We start from the raw sequence: 15,684 nt of genomic DNA on the forward strand, positions 1-15,684 counted from the left end.
AGAAGTCCTTCCTGGCAGCCATTCTGGCCCTCGCCTGCCTGGGGAGAGGGATCCCTACTGTGGCTCGTCCTTGGTCGGAGATTGTGGATTCTGGGCGGCTGCGCGTTGCCGTAAAAGACAACTTGAGGCCGCTGGGGTTTCGCACTCCCCAAGGGGATCTGCAGGGGTTTGAGATCGAGCTGGCTTGTGAGCTGGGATCCCGGCTGTTGGGCTCGGCAGAGGCTGTGGAGTTGGTGCCGGTCTCGAATGTAGAGCGGCTGCAGGTGCTGGCTGACGGCCAGGTGGATTTGGCCATTGCTCAGATCGGCATTACCCCGGATCGGGCGCGCCAGGTGGAGTTCACTTCTGCTTACTATCAGGATGGCCCCAGCTTGGTTGTGGCTCGTTCCCACAACTGGGAAAGCTGGTCGGACTTGCGGGGCGGTCGCGTTGCAGTCTTGCGCGGTTCCAGCGCCATTCCCCTGCTGAATCGATACCTGCCAGGGGTGGAGTTGGTGCCTGTCGATTCCTACCGAGAAGGGGCGGAACTGCTCCTGAAAGGGGCGGTGCAGGGGTGGGCAGCAGATCGCTCGGTGCTGGCAGGGTGGCTAGCAGAGCATCCCCGTCGCGAAAGCGCTGCGGAGCCACAGTTTCAATTTCTGGGATCCCCCTTGGCAACGGTGGGGCTGGGCATTGCCATGCCCAAGGGGCTGCAGCACGCCGAATTGCGGCTGCGGGTGCGCCGAGAACTGGAGAATTTGCGGGCTGAGGGCTGGCTGGCAGAGCGGGCCAGAGCCTGGGGGTTGCCCTAAAGTTGAGGATACTCCCTACTGATACATTTACGCTGAACACTGCTGAACATCACTGTTCAACTATGCAGCGATAGCATTCTGTTTGTTTCCAACCAGAATGGCGGTATCCCGCAAAGCTTTGAGTAGAATACCCAAAGCGCAGTTTCCGTGTCGTCTTACTACCAATTTTCTGCTTTGCTTTGGCTACCATGTTGGCAGACTCGAAAGTAAACAGAAAGATCAACTGGTAGTAATCCGTACTGAACATATTATACATTATTTTCAGTATAGTTGAGCTTATTATTGACTAGAGTCATGCTCTTTGTCTCTCTTGGGAAGATTTCTCTCTTGAGCAGAAAGGCGGGCTCAGTGCAGAAAGTGACGTATGCCGGTGCAAACCATGGCAATACCGGCAGCGTTGGCAGCAGCAATGGAATCGGCATCGCGGATGCTCCCCCCCGGCTGGATGATGGCGCGGATCCCTGCTTGGGCAGCCATCTCCACGCTGTCGGCAAAGGGGAAGAAGCCATCGCTGGCCAAAACAGCTCCTGCTGCTTGGGATCCCGCCTGCTGGAGAGCGATCTCCGCTGCTCCCACCCGATTCATTTGTCCGGCTCCGACGCCGAGCGTCTGTCCCTGCTTGGCAACGACAATGGCGTTGGATTTCACATGTTTGCAGACTATCCAGGCAAATTCCAGATCCGCCCACTCCTCCGGTGTGGGCTGGCGCTGGGTGACCACTTGCCAAGAAGGGGGGCTGTCGGTTTGCGTCGGTTCCTGGTCGCGACAGCGTTGCAGAGCAACAGGTGAATCGGCATCCTGCACCAGAAAGCCCCCGGCCAGGGTGCGGATTGTTTGGGCAGGCCCCACACACAAGTCCGGCAAGATCAAGACCCGCAAGTTCTTTTTGACTGACAGTAGCTCAGCCGCTTCTGGAGTGCAATCGGGAGCCACCACACACTCCAAAAAAGGCTCCACCAGCCGTCGGGCGGTCTCTGCGTCCAAGGGTTGGTTGAGGGCGACGATGCCCCCAAAGGCCGAAACTGGATCAGCAGCCAGGGCAGCCTCGAGGGCGGCAGCCGGCGATGGGCGAATGGCCACCCCGCAGGGGTTGTTGTGCTTAACCACCACCGCCACCGCTTGTTCAGGTTGCAAGAACTCCCTCCGAGCAGAGCCAGAAGACACAGAGCCCTTCCCGTCAGTGGGCCGCGTCGCATCAGCATTGCGGAGTAACAAGGTTAACTCTGCCGCCAGGGCACGGGCCGCCTCCAGATCCAGCAGGTTGTTGTAGCTCAGCTCCTTCCCCTGCAACTGCTTAGCCCGGTGCCAGCCGGGGGCAGCCGGATCCGTCACATACCAAGTGGCAGTTTGATGGGGATTTTCCCCGTAGCGCAGGCGTTGCCACAGGATCCCTTGCAGTTGAAACCTGTCTTCAGCGGCAGCTGCGGAGGACTGGGAGGGACCTGCTAGCTCCAGGCGAGCCAGGTAGGTGACGATGGCGCGGTCGTAGGCCAGCACCTGCTCAAAGGCCCGACGAGCACACTGGAAGCGAAACGCCAGCCGCTCTGTTTCCCCATAGGCCCCGGAGAGCAGTTGCAAATACTGGGGGTACTGGCTGGGATCCGTCAGCACCGTAACGTAGGGATAATTTTTGGCTGCCGCCCGCGCCAAAGTGGGCCCGCCGATATCGATCTGCTCAAAAGCTTCCTCCAGAGACACTCCTGCCTGGGCCACTGTCTGTTCAAAAGGGTAGAAGTTGACCACCACCAGTTGGATGGGAGGGATCCCCAGCGCCTCTAGGTCTGCCCGGTCTTCGCTGCATTCCAGGCGGGCCAAAATGCCGCCGTGGATGCGGGGGTGCAGCGTCTTCACCCTTCCCCCCAAGATTTCCGGCGCGCCAGTGTGGGCAGAGACAGGGGTGACCGGGATCCCAGCTTCTGAGAGCGCCTTGGCGGTTCCCCCACTGCTGAGCAGTTGAAAGCCATGCTCTTGCACGAGGGACTGGGCCAGCGGGATCAGTCCGGTTTTGTCGGATACACTCAACAAAGCCAACGGTACAGAATCCTGTTCGCGACAGCGTTGCGCAGTAGCAAGGGGCATTGGAGGCGTTATCCAGTAGAGAAGGGCCCAGAGGAAAAAGCTGGCCGGGATACCCAGCCCAGCGCTCTCACAGCATACCCCGAAAGCTGGACCCTCTTGTCCAGCCACCTGGTTCAGACAAATCTTCAGATCGTTCGCATCAGCAGGACGGATCAGGAATATTCTGCTTCGCCTCTCACCTGATCCTGCCGGACCTGTTCCTGCTCCCGGTTAAGGCGGGCCACCTGGGCTTCCAGATCTTGGATACGGTGCAGCAACTGTTCGATAGCCCGTCCCACTGGGTCAGGCATGAGATGGTGATCCAGGTCAATGCCATGGGCGGGGATGCGGCGCTGATGGGGCGGGATGACCGCACGGCCTGGGATCCCAACCACCGTCATGCCGGGAGCTACATCCTGAATCACGACCGCGTTGGCTCCGATACGAGCTTTTTCCCCAATGCGAACCGGCCCCAAAATCTTTGCCCCCGTGCCGACAATCACCCCATTTTCCAGGGTGGGATGACGTTTGCCCTTGTTCCAAGAGGTACCCCCCAAGGTGACCCCGTGGTAGAGGGTAACATCATCGCCAATTTCTGCCGTCTCACCGATCACCACCCCACAGCCGTGGTCAATGAAAAAGCGCCGCCCAATCTTGGCTGCCGGGTGGATTTCAATCAATGTGAAAGAACGAGCCAAGAAGCTGAGCAGCCGCGCTAGGAAAAACCAGCGCCGTTTCCACAGCCAGTGGGCGATGCGGTGCAAAAACAGAGCATGCACACCGGGATAAGTGAAGATGACCTCCCAGCGATTGCGTGCTGCCGGATCCCGATCGAAGACACAATCAACATCCTCCCAAAATTGCTGCCAGAACCCCAGTTTTGGCTCCGGCTTGCCAGCAGGGAGAGAATTGCCCTCCCCCGTTTTGGGGCTTTCCACCGCCGACTGCTCGGCCTCCGTCAGCATGAATGGTCTCCGTTTAGGAACCTCCACTCCCCTTTTAGCACTTTTTGCCGGCAGCAAGGAGAGATCTCCAATCGCGCCAAGGGAGCTCCTCGCGCAACTCTCCACTGGGTCGAGCTCAAGCAAATTGCCTTCTGCCCTAGCCTTTACTCAACTGCTGAGCCACCAGTTCTCCAATGGCTTGCGCGGCTCCCGGCCTTCCCCCCAGCCGCTGCAGTTCTGTCTGCATTTGCTGACGGCGCTGGGGATCTTCCAACAGAACTCGCATTTGTGCGGCCACGGCCACCGGGCGCAAGTGGCCCCGCAACTCCGGTACCACCTCTCGCCCTGCCCAGATGTTCGGCCAAGCCAAGTGACCTAGCCAACGCAGAGCAATCCTATTGAAGACGCGGGCCAGCCAAGTGCCCAAGCCTGGAAGGCGGGTCAACAGGCCAAGAATCCCATCCCAGGCGCGCATTGCCTCCAGCTTGTTGGTAGGGATCACCACAACCATCGGCACCCCCAAATAGGCCAGCTCGGCGGTGTTGGCGCCAATGGTGGTCAGACAGAGATCACAGTTGGCCAGCACAGAATAGGCAGGGAAGCTTGTCCACAATTGCACCGTGCTGCCAAAGGGGGTAACAAACTGGGATCCCAGATTGGTCTGCTCCAGAATGGCTGAGGTGCCATAGATCAAAGCCATATCGGGATTGAGCTTGGGATGGGCATAGGCTGCCAACGACTGGGGGGTTTGTCCTGGGGCCACCGGGATCACAAAGCGGACATTCGGCAGCATCTGTCGCAGCTCATCGGCCACAGCCAACACCAATGGCACCCCCAAGGAGAGCTTGGCTGGCTTGGAGCCTGGGAGCAGCCCCACCTGATAGTGGGTGCGGTTCTCATCGCTCAGACGCTGCCAGCCGCGCGGTAGCAATTCTTCAAAGGCCTCCGGCCCGCTTACGCGATCGGTGAAGCGGTTCCCCACTCTCTCTGGCGCAGTTCTTACAGGCTCCCCCTCGCCGATGGAGCTGGGAGATGCATCTTGGAGCAGGCCAAAGGCTTGGGTTGGGGAAGAAAAGCCTGCCGTGGGTTTGGAGGCAGCGGCAGGAGATCTGCTGCCAAGCCAGCCGGAAAGGGGCACCCCCGGCAAATAGACAGCGCTGGCTACGCCATCCGCCATCAAATCCCCGACAACGTGCATTTTGTGGGCCCAAGGGTGGCCCAGCAGCCGTCCGCCATCGTAGCGGCGTTTGATGGCCTCGGTTCGCACGGCGAAAGCATGTACCCAAGGCCGCCAACGGGGTTGATGCTCAGCATAGACCACCAGCCGATAGCGCAAGCGGCGAGCAATCCAGACGGCAAAAAACTGATCCCCCCCCAGAAACAGCACCACCCCTCGCTTGGCCCAATCCCAGGCTTCTTCGGTTTGGCCGGTAAGCAAAAAAGCCAGAAAAAAATCGGGATCCTGCACCCGATCCACGTCGACGAACGCTTGCGCTATCTTCATCTCTTGCCCGGAAGCATGGGGGCAGGGGGACAGCACCAGGGAGAGGCGTGCCTGAGGCAGTTGCTGGCGCAATTCCATCACCACCGGACGCACCCAGGTGGTCAGCTCTCCAGGGCCGTTTGAGAGAATAAGAATGTCATAGGGAGGCTCACCGCTGCTCAGTGGGGCCATCGGAGGCTGGGATCCTGCAATTAATCGTCTCATTCTACCGTTTGCCCATGGCCCTGGGCCGATTCCTGCCAGTCCGGAGATTTGTCGGGATCCCTTCCCAAAGAGGCAGCCCCAGCGTCGGCTGAGGGGCAAGGCGTTCTTCAGAGAGGCATCTGGCCATGCGAGAGGCCAGGGGATCCCTCAGGCCAGCAGGGACCCGCCGATCATCCCCGCCAGCAGAATAAACCCTTGCACCACATTTTGGCCGAAGATGGCCAGGTACAAGGTGGGAGAGGCATTCCTTTGGTGGAGCTGCCAGGTTTGCCGGCCCCAGAGGACAGTGACGATGGCCAAGCTGACAAAATAAACTCCATGCAACCGTAGGCTGAGGCCTACCCCCAACAGCGCGATGGCAGTGCCCAAAAAAAATAGCCCTACCGCCGTCGGCGTCCGCTGCCCGAAAAAACGGGCGCTGGAATGGATCCCGGCCCGCTCATCGTCCTCCCGATCCGCAAGAGCATAGACGGTATCAAATCCCAGTGTCCACAACACCGTGGCCAGCCACAGCCAGCCCAGCCCCTCTTCCCACAGGGGTGTGTTGGCATCTTGGCCGCTCACCGCCGTCCAACTGATGAGCACGGCAAATCCCCACGCCAGAGCCAGCACCAACTGCGGCACCGGAAACACCCGCTTGGCCCCCGGATAGAGCAGGATCACCGGCACCGCCGCCACACAGAGGGCAAAGCTAACCGGGTTGAGAAACAGCGCCAGCCCTGCCGCACAGGCCAAACTCACCACCGCCATCAGGATCCCGACGCCAACGGTCAACTCCCGGCTGGCCAACGGGCGATGGCGGGTGCGCTCCACCAGCGGATCCAAATCTCGATCCCAAAGATCGTTGATGACACAGCCTGCCCCACTGGCAGCCAGGCTGCCCAAAATGATGATCCCGACCAACGGCCAAGGGGGTGTTCCCCGTCCGGCCAAAAAAGCTCCCCACAGAGCCGGGATCATCAAAATCAGTCGCCCTGCCGGCTTGTGCCAGCGCAACAGCCGCAGAATGGCTCCGCCGGTGGCCCAGAGTGCAGAAGGGGAAGCAGACATAACCGGTTTCCGGCCAATCGCGACAGCGGGACAGAGTCCTTAAAGCGTGAGTTGCCGTTCGCGGGAGGGGTGCAGAGCACCATGAGGCGTGGGTAGGGGCGGCTCCACATTAGAGATCTTAAATCAATCATCCTGAATTGCAGGTTTTTGGAATCCTTTCGGTTCCATTCGCCGTCTCAAGGCCCTGTGCAAGTCAGTCCGCCCCTGTTCTCTTTATTGGCCTGCCCTGGAAGTTTGATATCCTATCGGGGGGCTGCTGTTGACGGTGGCGGCACTTGCCCTTCTCACCCTGTGAGGCTGTTATCGCTACGTGACGCTTCCGCGTTCGTGACGGCGGTGCGGAGCACTTGCGTGCAGGCGCAACGGAGTTCTGTATGGAAGCAACCCTCTCCATGACCGGTCCACTTCCTCAAGCCAAGGAAGCTGCTTCCCATCTGGAGACCCTGCTGGTGGTGGATGACGAGGATGCCATTCGGGAAACGGTTGCCCTGGCTTTAGAAGAACAGGGATATCAAGTTTTACAGGCCGCCGATGGTCGGCAAGCCCTTGAGGTGGTACATACGGCTGAGCGGCTGGATTTGATGATCTTGGATTTGATGTTGCCCAGCTTGAACGGTCTGGATCTGTGCAGGCTGCTGCGCAGGGAGGGCAACACGATTCCCATCTTGATGTTGACGGCCAAAAGTAGCGAAACCGACCGGGTGGTGGGCTTGGAACTGGGGGCCGACGATTATCTGACCAAGCCCTTCGGCATGCGGGAGCTGATCGCCCGCTGTCGCTCGGTGTTGCGCCGGCAACAACTGGCCCAAGCCAGCGATGCCACGGTGCTCCGTTACGGGGATCTGTGTATGTTTACCCAGGAGTGCCGCGTGTTGGTGCGGGGCGTCGAGGTGAGTTTTTCCCCCAAAGAGTTTCGCCTGTTGGAGCTGTTTATGTCCAACCCCCGCCGCGTTTGGACGCGGGAGCAGCTTCTGGAGCGCGTCTGGGGATCCGACTTCATGGGCGACAGCAAGACCGTCGATGTACATATCCGCTGGCTGCGGGAAAAATTGGAGCTGGATCCCAGCAACCCAGAGTATTTGGTGACGGTGCGCGGCTTCGGCTATCGCTTCGGCTAGTCTTTTTGCTGGCCACGCCACCGGCGGGCAAAAGAGAGCGCCTCGGCACGAGTTTGAATCTGCCCCCAAGCCTGCGCCTCCTGGAGGTCTTGCAGCAACTGGCCTACCCAGGGGCCGGGTTTGGCCCCCAAGCTGTGCAGCAGATCGCGGCCATCCAGCAGGGGCACCAGATGGGCCAGGGGATCCTGGGGGTCTTCGTAGCGTTTGAGCCAAGACTCCAGCTTTTGAGGGTCGCCGCCCGTAGCCACCGCCAACAGCGCCAGGCCACCGAACAGGGATCCCGCCTGTTGATAAAGCCGCCACTGTTGCGCAGGGGTGGGGGAGTCCGTCAGGAGAAGCTGAAGCTGAGGCAGAAGATGGTGTAGCTTTTGGATGGCCCGCATTTCCGCTCGGCTGAAGCGCAGCCGCTCCAGCTCGGCTTCCACCCCTTCTGCCGTTTGTGTCAGCAAGACAGAGTCCTCGGTTCCCGCTGGATCCCACAACAAGGCCGCCAGCACCACTGCCAACAGCCTGCCGCGCCCTTCGCGTGAGGATGTCAAGGGCTGGGCCAGCTCTGCCAGCGTGCGGGGATAGAGCGGTTGCCAGCGCCCGGCCCACTCCCACACGGCCTGAGCTTGAGGGAAGCCCGGACTTTCCGGCTTCAGGTGGGGCAGCCAAGCCTGCAGCAACCCCGCCGCCACCGCCCCCTGTAGGTGAGCCAGCCCGGGGATCCCTGCCTCCAAGAGGGCCACTACCTCTGCCCGCACTCGTTCTGCCGCCACGTTGGCCAAAAGGGGGGCCCGCTCCCGGATCGCCTCTTGCGTAGCCGGATCCAGCACAAACCCCAGCTGAGCCGCCTGTCGATAACCCCGCAACAGCCGCACCGGATCGGCGCTGAGGTTGTCGGGGTGGATCATGCGCATCCGGCTCTGGCGAATATCGGCTTGTCCGCCTGTGGGATCCAGCAGTTGCTCCCTTTGCAGATCCAAGGCCAGGGCATTGCAGGTGAAGTCCCGCTGCCTCAGATCCGCCTCAGGGGTGGATCCCGCCTGCAGCCCCACGTCCACGGTCAACTTTGCCAACACAATGCGGGCAATCTGCCGTTCGGGATCCAACACCACAAAGCCCGCCCCCAGCCGTCGCGCCACTGCCGCTGCCCAGCCCACGGGATCCACAGCGCACATCAGGTCCAAATCCACCGACGCTGAGGACTCCATCCCACCGTCGCGAACGGGATCTCCAGCAGCACAGCTCCGCAGCCAAGCCAGGTAAGCATCCCGCAGGGATCCCCCTACCCAATAGCTTTTCTGCGGCAGCCACTCTTGGGGGAAAGGCAGCCGTTGGTAAAAATAGGTCAGCAGCCACTTCGTCAGCAAGGCTTCGCTCGGGCTTAGGGTCATTCCCAGTCAAAACTCCATGAAGATGAGACACCTGGGGTGGTAGGAGCATGACTCTAGTCAATAATAAGCTCAACTATACTGAAAATAATGTATAATATGTTCAGTACGGATTGCTACCAGTTGATCTTTCTGTTTACTTTCGAGTCTGCCAACATGGTAGCCAAAGCAAAGCAGAAAATTGGTAGTAAGACGACACGGAAACTGCGCTTTGGGTATTCTACTCAAAGCTTTGCGGGATACCGCCATTCTGTTTGGACTCCGTCCCGCTAACGCGAATGGAAACAAACAGAATGCTATCGCTGCATAGTTGAACAGTGATGTTCAGCAGTGTTCAGCGTAAATGTATCAGAACGCTTCTGGGGGTATGAAGTCAGCGTCCTCGTCTGGTCGCGTCAGCGTTGCAGAGCAACAATGAGCAGAGCAACAATGAAATGCCTGGCGTTCTTCCCTACCGCTCCAGCAGTGAGCTGCCCACAGCAGCAGGGACAAAGGCAGGAGCTGCCAAGCCCGGAGTGAGCAGATGAGGCCGCACCAGCGCCGCCAAGCCAGCAATGAACAGAGGGTCGGTATTTAAGGCGGGCACACGGCGAAAATCGGCAATCCCAGCTCGATGGGCCAGCTCCCGATACTCGATGTCAATCTCCTGCAGGGTCTCGATGTGCTCCGACACAAAGCTAATCGGCACCACCAGCAACTGCTTCACGCCTCGGGAGCCCAACTCCGGGATGACCCGTTCGGTATAGGGTTGCAGCCACCGCACCGAACCCACCCGGCTTTGATAGGAGAGGGTGTGGTCATTGGGGCGTCCCACCTGCTTCCAGATCAGCCGCACGCAGGCTTCCATTTCCCGTTGGTAGGGATCCCCGGCCTCGGTGACATAGCTTTCGGGAATGCCATGGGCGCTGAACAGCACATGCACCCCTTCGGGCTCGGCAAATCCATCCAACTGTTCCCGAATTGCTCTGGCCATCGCCTGCACGTACTGAGGCTGATCGTACCAGGAGTAGATCTGGCAGCGCTCGATGCATGCCAGCTCCGGATCTTCAGCCCAGAGCCGATCCAGCAGCTTAAAGCTGGATCCCGTCGTGCTGATGGAATACTGCGGGTAGAGCGGCAGCACCACCAAGCGGGTGATCCCATCCGACTTGATCTGCTGCACCACCGACTCGATCAGCGGATGCCAGTAGCGCATGGCCACATACACCGGCACGTCATAGCCCTCAGCCACCAGGTGGGCCTGCAGTTCTCGCGCTTGCTCAGCAGTAATGCGCCGCAAGGGGGATCCCCCCCCAATGGCCGCGTAGTTGCGGCGGGATTTTTCGGCCCGCAGTGTGGAGATGGCCCAGGCGAAGGCCCGCTGCAAGAAGGGAAACGGCAGGCGGATCAGCTCAGGATCGGCGAACAGATTGTAAAGAAAGGGCTGCACATCAGCCTGGGTCTCTGGCCCCCCCAAGTTCAGTAGGAGCACGCCGCTTTTGGACATAACAAGGCTCATTGCGTTGGCGGTGCGGAGCACCATGTTCTTCTTTATCCACTGTAGGGGCTCTTATCCCCCAGCGGGAAAGTGACCTTAAGTTTTTTTGCAGTCTTTCTCAGCTTTCCCCTCAGGAGAAACCACCCGCACCCAAACCTACAAGTCCAATCCGGAGACTCCGTCCCGCTGTCGCGAACAAAGTCCAAAAAGGGATCCCCGCCCACAAGGGGATCCCCAGCCTTAAAACTCCACTGTCGTGCAGAGCAGCAGAGCGGTGTTAAAACTCTCGACCTCGGTAAACCCGCTGCAGGGCCGGAGTGACGGGGTAGCGATCAATATCGGCCAGGCTCAACTTCAAGCGCAGCGCATTAAGAAGTCTCCAGTAGGGGGGCACAAAAGCCTTTTCAGGGATGGGTTGGGCGGTAGGAGAGGGATCCCCAGGTCGGGCAACCGTCTCCATGGGGCAGCCGCGGTAGCGGAGCGGACGGGATCCGAGGTGAGCTGAGCGCAGATCTCGGCTGGGAGCCACCGTCAAGCCGCGAAACTGGATCGCCCCCGGACGAGAGGCTTCCCGATAGCGCAGATAGCCAGCCCACACCTGAGTAATCCACTCCGGCAAAGCTTCAGGCCGAATGTGATAGCGCTCCGGCAACAGACGGTCGTTGAGAAAACCAATGAGCCCAGACCAAACTTGCCAGAGGAAAGCTCCGACAACGCCAGCAGCGGGAGACAATGAAATCTTCATGGTGGAAGCTGAAAAATGTAGAGAACCTGAAAAACCGGTGATGCAGCCAGAATTTGCCGTTGATTATATCAGCCTGGATTCATCGGAGCGCTCACTCTGAACGTTTTGGCCTCCAGTTTTTCTGCTCACTGGAAAGCAGAAGCCAGCTTGCGGCCAAGCGCGTTGAGCCACCCAAATCCATCGACTACAATAGGCCCAAGGCTTGGGTGTTGCTTTCTCTTTCCGACCTGTAGCTTGCGGGGATCCCAGAAGCGCACCGACAAGCCAGCTCCAGTAACCATTGCACCTATGGGGATCGACGGATTATGACCTGGCGCGGCGACATCACTCCCATCAATCGGCTGTGGGGATCCCTTCCCTACCTTCTGCCTTTGGTATCGGCTCTGCCCTTGGGCTTTTTGCCCTCTGGGCTGTTTCAATCTCTGCCAGGGCTGATCCCCATTTTTGCGCCCCTATTTCGTCTGGTGCCCCTGGCCACGGGCTGGCTGGGAATGGGGGTGTTTTTGGCTCTCCTGTTCCTGGTGATCCGCAACACCCGCGTAGCCCATTTTGTTCGCTTCAACACCATCCAGGCGCTCTTGCTCAACATTGCCTTGTTCTTGGTGCAGGTGCTGATGCAGGTGTTCGGCATGCTCTTTGGCAGCCTTGGTCTGGCGGCGATGGTCAGCATTTTGGCCACCACGGCTCTCTTGGGGGTGATTGCCATCACCGTCTACGCCTGGGTGCAAAACATTCGCGGCCACTACGCCGAGGTGCCGGTGCTCTCTGATGCCGCCTATGCCTGGATTCGCTACTAGTTGTCAAGTCCCTGCGGGTCTGGTTGCCGATTTGCCGACCTCATCGGAGCCTAAGCCAACTCTTCAGCTCTCAAGGATTGTGGGAGGCCGGGGTGCCATCGGATTCGAGTTCTAGTCGCGCCAGCAGGACAGAGTCCTTTGTTGGGCAAGCCCTCACCCACCTGGACGCCTCTGGCCGAGCACAAATGGTGGAAGTGGGACACAAGCCCATGGTTGCCCGCTTGGCCACTGCCCAAGGACAGGTACGCATGTCAGAAACGACTTTGCAGGCTATTCTGGCCGGTCAAGGGCCCAAAGGGAATGTGGTGGAAACAGCCCGGCTGGCCGGGATCATGGCTGCCAAGCGCACCGCCGATCTGATCCCGCTGTGTCATCCTCTCCCCTTGAGCAGCGTCACTGTGGATCTGGATCCGGATCCCCATCTGCCCGGCTTTCTGATCACCGCTACAGTGAAAACCAACGCCCAAACAGGGGTGGAGATGGAGGCTTTGACAGCAGTTTCGGTGACTGCCCTCACCCTATACGACATGGCCAAGGCCCTGGAGAAGACGATGGTGATCGAAAACATCCGGCTGTTGCGCAAGTATGGGGGGAAGTCTGGGCCCTTCGAGGTAGAGGATGGGGACAACGCCGAGAAATGCTAAAAGCGTTGTGCCAACCGGAGAGGGGTGTTGGGCTAGGGTTGTTGGTGGGCATTGGGGTGCTGCTCTGGCCCATGCTGCGCCAGGGCTATCCCATCACTCATTCCACTCACTTCAACCTCAGTTGGGCCTTTCAGTATCAGCGACAGTTTTTCAGCGGGCAGTTCTACCCCCGCTGGCTGGAGTATTCCAACTTCGGCTACGGCAATCCCACCTTTGCTTTTTATCCCCCTCTGTGCATGGTGGCCCCTTTGCCGTTTCGCCTGCTGGGGCTGGACATGCCCACCTCTTTGGTGGCCAGCATGGGCTTGGCAATGGCGATCTTCGGGACAGGGCTGTATGCCCTTCTCCGGCAACTCATCCCCTGGGCTCTGGCCCTGGTTTTGGCTCTGGCGGGTATGGCCGGCCCCTATTGGCTGGTGGATATCTATCAACGGGGGGCAATTGGGGAAGTGTGGGCCATTGCTGTCTCCCCCTGGATTTTCTGGGCCTCAGTCCAGGTGATCTGCCGGCCCCAGTCCCTTTGGCCGATTGTGGCCTTAGCCATTAGCTACGGCCTGTTGGCCTTATCTCACTTGCCCACTTTGCTGGTCTTTACGCTAACTTGGCTGCCTCTGCCTTGGGTGCTGGGCCGCTGGGATCCCCTCTGGCCCAGGGTGGGGCGCTGCTACTTGGGGTTTGGGCTGGGGCTGGGGTGGACGGCGTTTTATCTGCTGCCAGCCTTTTGGGATCAGCGCCTCATCCAGGTGGAGTTGGTGAATTTTGTCGAAGAGTACATGCCCCAACATCGTTTGATGGTGAGTGGGCTGACCCGGCTCCAGCCGCAACTGACGCAGCACTGGTTTGAAAGCGGCCTGGTAGGGTACTGGATCTGGATGGTGGCCGTTGTCTTGGGTGTTGGAATCCTGATTCTCCCAACTTGGCTGGCCCGCAGGACAAGGGGGATGACCCCGATCCATTCCGCTCGTGCTGGCGAGACGGAGTCCCATGGTGCCTTAGAATCCTCTGCTCCCCTGGCCAAAGCCATCCTGCTCTACAGCTTGGGGGCCAGCTTGGTGGCCCTGCTGATGATGACGGATTTGCTGGGTTGGCTCTACGAGTGGATTTTGCCCCTGCGGCGCATTCAGTTTTCTTGGCGCTGGATGGCGGTGACGGCGGTAACCGTGCCCTGGCTGTTGGGATCCCTGGCCGCCTGGGGGTGGGGACAAAAGGGCTTGAGGATCCTCTTGATTGTGGGGATAGGTCTGGCCATGGGGATACAAAGCTGGCAGGGCTGGCAGGTCTTGTCCAGAGCCTGGTTTGACCCGCAAACCATCCAGACTTTTCAAGAGCTGTCTGCCGCCAAGCAATTTCCCAACGAGCCCCAGCAGCGACCGGGCATTGCTTTTCTCCACATGCACTGGCGCTTTCCCGACGGGCTGGCGCTGGTGGATGTGCTGGAGTACCGACCTCGCCAGGCAACGCTGCCCATGCCGCCCCCAGAGGTGGATCCGCTGCTGCGGTGGCAGGGGGACGTAGTGGATTTTGGACAAGAGCAAGGCAATCTGGAGCCACTGTTGGAAGTGGAACGGTGGAGCTATGGCTATCGTCGTTTTCGGGCCGTTAACCCCACTGCTCAGGATCGATGGGTAGTCCTGCGCACGTTTTACTACCCTGCTTGGTGGGTACAGGTGGATGGTCGCCTCACATCTGCCGAGCACAATGGACTGGGGCTGTTGCAGGTGCGGATCCCGCCGGGGGATCATCGCGTGCAGGTGCGCTATCTGGGTACTGCAGCCGAGTGGATGGGGTGGATCTTGACCGGCCTGACGGGGGTGCTGCTGGTGAAGCTGCGGCGGCTGCTTCGTTTGTTGAATTTGAACGGAGCGCGGAGACAAGAAACTCCAGAGGAGGTAACAGCATGCTGAGTCGCGTGGCCGATTCCATCTACTGGCTCAACCGCTACGTGGAGCGCGCCGAGAACATCGCCCGCTTCATCGATGTCAATCTCAACCTCATCCTAGACTTGCCCAGCGGTCCCGCCCAGCAGTGGGATCCCATCGTCTACACCACCGGGGATCAGGAGCTGTTTTACCAACGCTATGGCCAGGCAACCCAAGAAACAGTCATCCAGTTCCTGGCTTTTGATAGGGATTACCCCAACTCCATCCTTTCCTGTTTGCGGCTGGCGCGAGAAAATGCCCGTTCTGTGCGGGAGGTCATTTCTTCAGAAATGTGGGAGCGGGTCAACCGCTTTTATTTGATGGTCAAAGAAGCGGCTCAGCAAGGCCCCCACCTGAGTCAGCTCCATGATTTTTTCACGGAAGTGAAGCTGGCCAGTCACCTATTCGCCGGGGTGATGGATGCCACCATGACCCATGGGGAAGGATGGCATTTTGGCCAGATTGGCCGTCTTTTGGAGCGGGCGGACAAAACGGCGCGCATTTTGGATGTTAAGTATTTTATTTTGCTGCCCTCTCTGCAGTATGTGGGTACGGCTTTGGATGAGTTGCAGTGGATTGCTTTGCTGAAGTCGGCCAGTGCTTATGAAATGTATCGGAAACACAGCCGCCAGCACCGCATCAATCCCAGAGAGGTGGCCTCTTTCCTGATTTTGGATCGGCAATTTCCCCGCTCTATTCAGTTTTGTCTTATTCATGCCGATCGATCCCTGCACCAGATCACCGGCACCCCAGCCGATACCTGGCGGGATCCCAGCGAGCGAGCTTTGGGCCGCCTGCGTTCTGAGCTGGACTACCTAACCATCGACGACATTATGGAGCAGGGCTTACATGAGTTTCTCGACAAATTGCAGCTACAAATGAACCACGTTGGCGATTGCATCTACGAAACTTTCTTTGCCATTCGCCCCTTGCAACCGTCTGAATCCTCTCCCCTGCTGCAACGGCAGGCTTAGCTAAAATCCCTCACCCCTAGCCCCTCTCCTACAAGAGTTAGAAATTAATCTAACGAACGCTTCCACAGCTATCGACAATGAGC

At 59.2% G+C, this 15,684-nt stretch carries 13 protein-coding genes and 1 pseudogene; 6 read left to right on the forward strand and 8 right to left on the reverse strand.

Annotated elements, in window-relative coordinates; genetic code table 11:
- Positions 1 to 59 precede the first annotated feature (59 nt).
- Entirely contained in the window at positions 60 to 791 is a 732-nt protein-coding gene (locus ACVWY9_RS02210; protein ID WP_457387368.1) for a transporter substrate-binding domain-containing protein, read from the forward strand.
- Between the two features lie 60 nt (positions 792 to 851).
- Here ACVWY9_RS02210 and ACVWY9_RS02215 read toward each other — a convergent pair.
- The 5 genes and pseudogenes from ACVWY9_RS02215 to ACVWY9_RS02235 all read right to left on the reverse strand — a co-directional run.
- Positions 852 to 1,035 (reverse strand): annotated as a pseudogene (locus tag ACVWY9_RS02215) (hypothetical protein); the annotation flags it as partial.
- Positions 1,036 to 1,136: 101 nt separating this feature from the next.
- Entirely contained in the window at positions 1,137 to 2,870 is a 1,734-nt protein-coding gene (gene purH / locus ACVWY9_RS02220) for a bifunctional phosphoribosylaminoimidazolecarboxamide formyltransferase/IMP cyclohydrolase (RefSeq protein ID WP_457387369.1), read from the reverse strand.
- Between the two features lie 152 nt (positions 2,871 to 3,022).
- Entirely contained in the window at positions 3,023 to 3,814 is a 792-nt protein-coding gene (cysE, locus tag ACVWY9_RS02225) for a serine O-acetyltransferase (RefSeq protein WP_457387370.1), read from the reverse strand.
- 136 nt (positions 3,815 to 3,950) lie between these two features.
- Positions 3,951 to 5,468, reverse strand: coding sequence for a hypothetical protein (locus ACVWY9_RS02230; protein WP_457387371.1), 1,518 nt, complete (start codon positions 5,466 to 5,468; stop codon positions 3,951 to 3,953).
- A 180-nt stretch (positions 5,469 to 5,648) separates the two neighbouring features.
- Positions 5,649 to 6,551 carry a 4-hydroxybenzoate solanesyltransferase gene (locus tag ACVWY9_RS02235; RefSeq protein WP_011434393.1) on the reverse strand — a complete coding sequence of 301 codons (903 nt, stop codon included), beginning with the start codon at positions 6,549 to 6,551 and terminating at the stop codon, positions 5,649 to 5,651.
- A 392-nt stretch (positions 6,552 to 6,943) separates the two neighbouring features.
- On the opposite strand from ACVWY9_RS02235, the gene ACVWY9_RS02240 reads away from it, so the two are divergent.
- A complete protein-coding gene (locus ACVWY9_RS02240) occupies positions 6,944 to 7,669 on the forward strand; it encodes a response regulator (RefSeq protein ID WP_414380636.1) in 726 nt (241 codons plus the stop codon).
- Here ACVWY9_RS02240 and ACVWY9_RS02245 read toward each other — a convergent pair.
- The 3 genes from ACVWY9_RS02245 to ACVWY9_RS02255 all read right to left on the reverse strand — a co-directional run bounded on the left by ACVWY9_RS02245 (position 7,666) and on the right by ACVWY9_RS02255 (position 11,267).
- A complete protein-coding gene (locus ACVWY9_RS02245) occupies positions 7,666 to 9,048 on the reverse strand; it encodes a CCA tRNA nucleotidyltransferase (RefSeq protein WP_457387372.1) in 1,383 nt (460 codons plus the stop codon). The two genes, ACVWY9_RS02240 and ACVWY9_RS02245, sit on opposite strands and share 4 nt — an antisense overlap.
- Positions 9,049 to 9,496: 448 nt before the next feature.
- The gene (gene hemH / locus ACVWY9_RS02250; RefSeq protein WP_457387416.1) at positions 9,497 to 10,531 is read right to left on the reverse strand and encodes a ferrochelatase; all 1,035 of its coding nucleotides are present in this window, start codon (positions 10,529 to 10,531) and stop codon (positions 9,497 to 9,499) included.
- Between the two features lie 268 nt (positions 10,532 to 10,799).
- Entirely contained in the window at positions 10,800 to 11,267 is a 468-nt protein-coding gene (locus ACVWY9_RS02255; RefSeq protein ID WP_457387373.1) for a hypothetical protein, read from the reverse strand.
- Positions 11,268 to 11,572: 305 nt separating this feature from the next.
- Here ACVWY9_RS02255 and ACVWY9_RS02260 point away from each other — a divergent pair, with 305 nt between their 5' ends.
- The 4 genes from ACVWY9_RS02260 to ACVWY9_RS02275 all read left to right on the forward strand — a co-directional run bounded on the left by ACVWY9_RS02260 (position 11,573) and on the right by ACVWY9_RS02275 (position 15,601).
- Entirely contained in the window at positions 11,573 to 12,064 is a 492-nt protein-coding gene (locus ACVWY9_RS02260; protein ID WP_011434398.1) for a Tic20 family protein, read from the forward strand.
- 92 nt (positions 12,065 to 12,156) lie between these two features.
- Positions 12,157 to 12,708, forward strand: coding sequence for a cyclic pyranopterin monophosphate synthase MoaC (gene moaC / locus ACVWY9_RS02265; protein ID WP_457387374.1), 552 nt, complete (start codon positions 12,157 to 12,159; stop codon positions 12,706 to 12,708).
- The gene (locus ACVWY9_RS02270) at positions 12,702 to 14,612 is read left to right on the forward strand and encodes a hypothetical protein (protein WP_457387375.1); all 1,911 of its coding nucleotides are present in this window, start codon (positions 12,702 to 12,704) and stop codon (positions 14,610 to 14,612) included. Before moaC ends, ACVWY9_RS02270 begins: the two co-directional genes overlap by 7 nt.
- A complete protein-coding gene (locus tag ACVWY9_RS02275) occupies positions 14,606 to 15,601 on the forward strand; it encodes an alpha-E domain-containing protein (RefSeq protein WP_414375235.1) in 996 nt (331 codons plus the stop codon). The genes ACVWY9_RS02270 and ACVWY9_RS02275 overlap by 7 nt, the downstream gene beginning before the upstream one ends.
- The last annotated feature ends 83 nt before the right edge of the window (positions 15,602 to 15,684 follow it).

Source organism: Thermostichus sp. OS-CIW-31, assembly GCF_054060305.1.

Excerpts from the sequence above, each read along its gene's own strand:
- purH (WP_457387369.1), bottom strand. The coding sequence starts at position 2,870 with ATGCCCCTTGCTACTGCGCAACGCTGTCGCGAACAGGATTCTGTACCG.
- cysE (WP_457387370.1), bottom strand. The coding sequence starts at position 3,814 with ATGCTGACGGAGGCCGAGCAGTCGGCGGTGGAAAGCCCCAAAACGGGG.
- ACVWY9_RS02230 (WP_457387371.1), bottom strand. The coding sequence starts at position 5,468 with ATGGCCCCACTGAGCAGCGGTGAGCCTCCCTATGACATTCTTATTCTC.
- ACVWY9_RS02235 (WP_011434393.1), bottom strand. The coding sequence starts at position 6,551 with ATGTCTGCTTCCCCTTCTGCACTCTGGGCCACCGGCGGAGCCATTCTG.
- ACVWY9_RS02240 (WP_414380636.1), top strand. The coding sequence starts at position 6,944 with ATGACCGGTCCACTTCCTCAAGCCAAGGAAGCTGCTTCCCATCTGGAG.
- ACVWY9_RS02245 (WP_457387372.1), bottom strand. The coding sequence starts at position 9,048 with ATGACCCTAAGCCCGAGCGAAGCCTTGCTGACGAAGTGGCTGCTGACC.
- hemH (WP_457387416.1), bottom strand. The coding sequence starts at position 10,531 with ATGTCCAAAAGCGGCGTGCTCCTACTGAACTTGGGGGGGCCAGAGACC.
- ACVWY9_RS02255 (WP_457387373.1), bottom strand. The coding sequence starts at position 11,267 with ATGAAGATTTCATTGTCTCCCGCTGCTGGCGTTGTCGGAGCTTTCCTC.
- ACVWY9_RS02260 (WP_011434398.1), top strand. The coding sequence starts at position 11,573 with ATGACCTGGCGCGGCGACATCACTCCCATCAATCGGCTGTGGGGATCC.
- ACVWY9_RS02270 (WP_457387375.1), top strand. The coding sequence starts at position 12,702 with ATGCTAAAAGCGTTGTGCCAACCGGAGAGGGGTGTTGGGCTAGGGTTG.
- ACVWY9_RS02275 (WP_414375235.1), top strand. The coding sequence starts at position 14,606 with ATGCTGAGTCGCGTGGCCGATTCCATCTACTGGCTCAACCGCTACGTG.